The organism is Xanthomonas sp. SHU 166, assembly GCF_000364685.1.
Classification (GTDB): domain Bacteria; phylum Pseudomonadota; class Gammaproteobacteria; order Xanthomonadales; family Xanthomonadaceae; genus Xanthomonas_A; species Xanthomonas_A sontii.
The window spans coordinates 1-3,735 of record NZ_AQOJ01000726.1; the positions used below are offsets into that span (position 1 = coordinate 1).

Sequence of the window (3,735 nt, forward strand, 5' to 3'; positions counted from 1 at the left end):
CCGCGACCCTGCTGGCTGCACTTGTCTACAAGGCGAGCCAGCCGCTGTGGATGGTCGCGCTGGTGTGGTTGGCGACGGTTTCGCTAATCAATATCTGGAATTTCATGGACGGCATCAATGGCCTGGCCAGCAGCCAGGCGATGCTCGCCGCCCTGGGATTCGCCTGCCTGCTGCCGGCGCCGCTGCGCTGGCCGTGCTGGGTGCTGCTGGTGGCCTGCGCGGGATTTTTGCCGTTCAACTACCCCCGGGCGCGCATTTTCCTCGGCGATGTCGGCAGCGGCGCGCTTGGTTACCTGATCGCCGCGCTGTTCGCCTGGTGCCTCATCGCCGGCGGCCAGGCGCCCTGGCTGCCGGCATTGCCGCTGTCGGCCTTTGCCATCGACGCAGGCTTCACGCTCGTCTCGCGCATGCTCGCCGGCGAACGCTGGTGGCAACCGCACGCGCAACATTTTTACCAGCGTTGGGTACACACCGGCAGTAGCCATACTGTCGTCACGCTCGCCTACGGTCTGTTCAGCATTGTCGCGATTACAATTGCGCGGCTGGGCAGGCCCATGGATGCGGGCACGCAGGCCGGTCTGATGATCGCCTGGTTCTGTTCGGCAGGTGTGCTTTGGCTGGCCTTGCGCAACCGGATGCGCCGAACTCTCACGGATCACTGATGCTTTCCACGCGCGACCGAGTTACCGAGCTGTTTCCCAAGGCCTCCGTGGTTGTCCACGATCTGGCCATCGTCTGGGTCTGTTGGCAATTGCTGCACGCGGCGCGTTACACCATGCTCCCCGGCGAGCACCCGCTGCCGTTGTGGAACCTCAACACCGCCATCGTGCTGGTTGCGCAGGGGCTGGTGTTCTGGAAGGTCGGCCTGTACCGCGGCCTGTGGCGCTTTGCCAGCGTCCCGGACCTGCTCAATATCTTCAAGGCCAGCTTCTACGGCCTGGTGGCGATCGTGCTGGGGCTGGCCTACAGCCGCTTCGACGCGATCCCGCTCTCTGTGCTGATGGTGTATCCGTTCGCGCTGTCGGCGCTGCTGGGCGCGCCGCGCCTGCTGTACCGCGCCTGGAAGGATTATCAGATCGCGCACTCGGACGATACCGCGCGGCGGGTGTTGATCGTCGGCGCAGGCCGCGCGGCCGAGGCCCTGGTGCGCGACCTGCGCCGTTCCGGCGCCTATCATCCGGTCGGCTTCGTCGACGATGCCGGTCACCTGCACGGCGCCAAGCTGCAGGGCCTGCCGATCCTCGGCCGCATCGACGAAGCCGGCGCGATCGCCAAGGAAACCGCCGCCAAGCTGCTGGTGATCGCGATCCCGTCGTTGGACGCGGCCGGCATGCAGCGTGTGGTGGCGATCTGCGAAAGCACCGGCCTGCCGTTCCGCACCGTGCCGCGCCTGCTCGACGTGCTCGAAGGCCATTATCTGCCGGGCGAGCTCAAGGAGGTCGCGATCGAGGACCTGCTCGGGCGCAAGCCGGTGACCCCGGACTGGAAGCTGATCAAGGGTTGGTTGTCCGGGCGGACCGTGCTGGTCACCGGCGCCGGCGGCTCGATCGGCTCGGAACTGTGCCGTCAGTGCGCGCGTCACGGCGCGCGCAAGATCGTGCTGCTGGAGATCAACGAGCTGGCGCTGATCACCATCCATGCCGACCTGCACCGCACGTTCCCCGATCTGGAGATCGACTGCGTGCTCGGCGATTGCGGCGATCCGGCGGTGATCCGCCACGCCATGCAGGTGGCCGAGCCGGACGCGGTGTTCCATGCCGCCGCCTACAAGCAGGTGCCGCTGCTGGAGCGGCAGTGCCGCGAGGCGGTACGCAACAACGTGCTGGCCACCGAGAACGTGGCGCGTGCCTGCGTCGCCGCCAAGGTCTCGACCTTCGTGTTCATCTCCACCGACAAGGCGGTCAATCCGGTCAATCTGCTCGGCGCGTCCAAGCGCTATGCGGAAATGGTGTGCCAGTCGCTGGACGACCAGGCGGTGAGCACGCGCTTCGTGACGGTGCGCTTCGGCAACGTGCTGGATTCGGCGGGCAGCGTGGTGCCGCTGTTCCGCGAGCAGATCCGCCAGGGCGGCCCGGTGACGGTCACCGATCCGCAGGTGACGCGCTACTTCATGACCATTCCCGAAGCCAGCCAGCTGATCGTGCAGGCGGCGGCCTCGGCGTCGCATGGCGCCATCTATACGCTGGACATGGGCGAGCCGGTGCCGATCCGCCTGCTGGCCGAGCAGATGATCCGCCTGGCGGGCAAGCAGCCCGGGCGCGACATCGCCATCGTCTATACCGGCCTGCGTCCGGGCGAGAAGCTGCACGAGACGCTGTTCTACGCCGACGAGAACTACCGGCCCACCTCGCACCCGAAGATCCTCGAGGCCGGCGTGCGCAGCTTCTCGCGCGAGGACGTGCTGCGCGGCGTGCAGCAGTTGCGCGCCGCCGTGGCCGATTACGACAGCGACACCATCGAGAAGGTGTTGCGCATGACCATGCCGGAGTTCGCGCCCTTGCGTCAGCAAGACGGTCACGACGGCTCCGCTACCATCGTTCCATTCCCCGCACGCGAGGCCAGAAGGCTCTGATGAGCAAGAGAATCCGCAAGGCAGTATTCCCGGTGGCAGGTTTGGGTACCCGCTTCCTTCCCGCCACCAAGACCGTTCCCAAGGAAATGCTGCCGATCATCGATCGGCCGCTGATCCAGTACGCCGTGGACGAGGCGATCGAAGCCGGGTGCGACACCCTGATCTTCGTCACCAACCGCTACAAGCACGCGGTCGCGGATTATTTCGACAAGGCCTACGAACTGGAGCAGAAGCTGGAGCGTGCTGGCAAGCACGAGCAGCTGGAAATGATCCGCCACGTGCTGCCGGACGGCGTGCGCGCGGTCTTCGTGACCCAGGCCGAAGCGCTGGGCCTGGGCCACGCCGTGCTGTGCGCCAAGTCGGTCATCGGCGACGAGCCGTTCGCGGTGCTGCTGCCGGACGACCTGATCTGGAACCGTGGCGACGGCGCGCTGAAGCAGATGGCCGATCTCAACGAACGCAGCGGCGCCAGCGTGATCGCGGTGGAAGACGTGCCGCACGAGAATACCGCCAGCTACGGCATCGTGGCTACCGAGGCCTTCGACGGCCGCAAGGGCCGCATCGCGCAGATCGTCGAGAAGCCCAAGCCGGAAGACGCGCCGAGCGATCTGGCGGTTGTCGGGCGCTACGTGCTCAGCTCGAAGATCTTCGAACTGCTGGAAAGCACCGGCACCGGTGCGGGCGGCGAGATCCAGCTGACCGACGCCATCGCCGCGCTGCTGAAGAGCGAGGAAGTGGACGCCTACCGTTTCGAGGGCACCCGTTTCGACTGCGGGACCCACCTGGGCCTGGTCGAGGCGACCATCCGGTTTGCGCTGGAGAACAAGAAGCTGGCCAAGCCGGCGCGCGCGAAGCTCACGCAGATGCTCGCGGAGGAATGAGCCTGGTGCTGCGCGCCGCTTCAGAGCGGTGCGCTGGCTGAGTGCCGATCCAGGAGCGTCTGGCGGCTGATTCGATCCGGATAAGCCGAATCGGATGACAAACGGAAAAGGCAGCCGCGAGGCTGCCTTTTCCGTTTGTGCGCTGGTCTGTACAACACGCGCTTGGTGCCGGACCCTCACCCCAACCCCTCTCCCGGAGGGAGAGGGGCTTGAGCGTGCGCGAGGCTGCTTCAGCCATCGAGATCTCTCCTCCCTTCTCCCACCGGGAGAAGGTGCCCCGAA

3 protein-coding genes are annotated in these 3,735 nt (G+C 66.3%); all 3 read left to right on the top strand.

Translation table 11 applies throughout. The features are described from left to right. On the top strand, window positions 1-662 hold a 662-nt coding region (locus tag D180_RS16915; protein ID WP_017913730.1), incomplete at its 5' end, for a hypothetical protein. Continuing rightward, a complete protein-coding gene (locus D180_RS16920; protein WP_043091222.1) occupies window positions 662-2,572 on the top strand; it encodes a nucleoside-diphosphate sugar epimerase/dehydratase in 1,911 nt (636 codons plus the stop codon). The genes D180_RS16915 and D180_RS16920, both read left to right, overlap by 1 nt. After that, the gene (gene galU / locus D180_RS16925; RefSeq protein WP_026144715.1) at window positions 2,572-3,453 is read left to right on the top strand and encodes a UTP--glucose-1-phosphate uridylyltransferase GalU; all 882 of its coding nucleotides are present in this window, start codon (window positions 2,572-2,574) and stop codon (window positions 3,451-3,453) included. The genes D180_RS16920 and galU overlap by 1 nt, the downstream gene beginning before the upstream one ends. The last annotated feature ends 282 nt before the right edge of the window (window positions 3,454-3,735 follow it).

Bases quoted from the DNA above. Each gene is read 5' to 3' on its own strand.
- D180_RS16920 (WP_043091222.1), top strand. From the start codon at position 662: ATGCTTTCCACGCGCGACCGAGTTACCGAGCTGTTTCCCAAGGCCTCC.
- galU (WP_026144715.1), top strand. From the start codon at position 2,572: ATGAGCAAGAGAATCCGCAAGGCAGTATTCCCGGTGGCAGGTTTGGGT.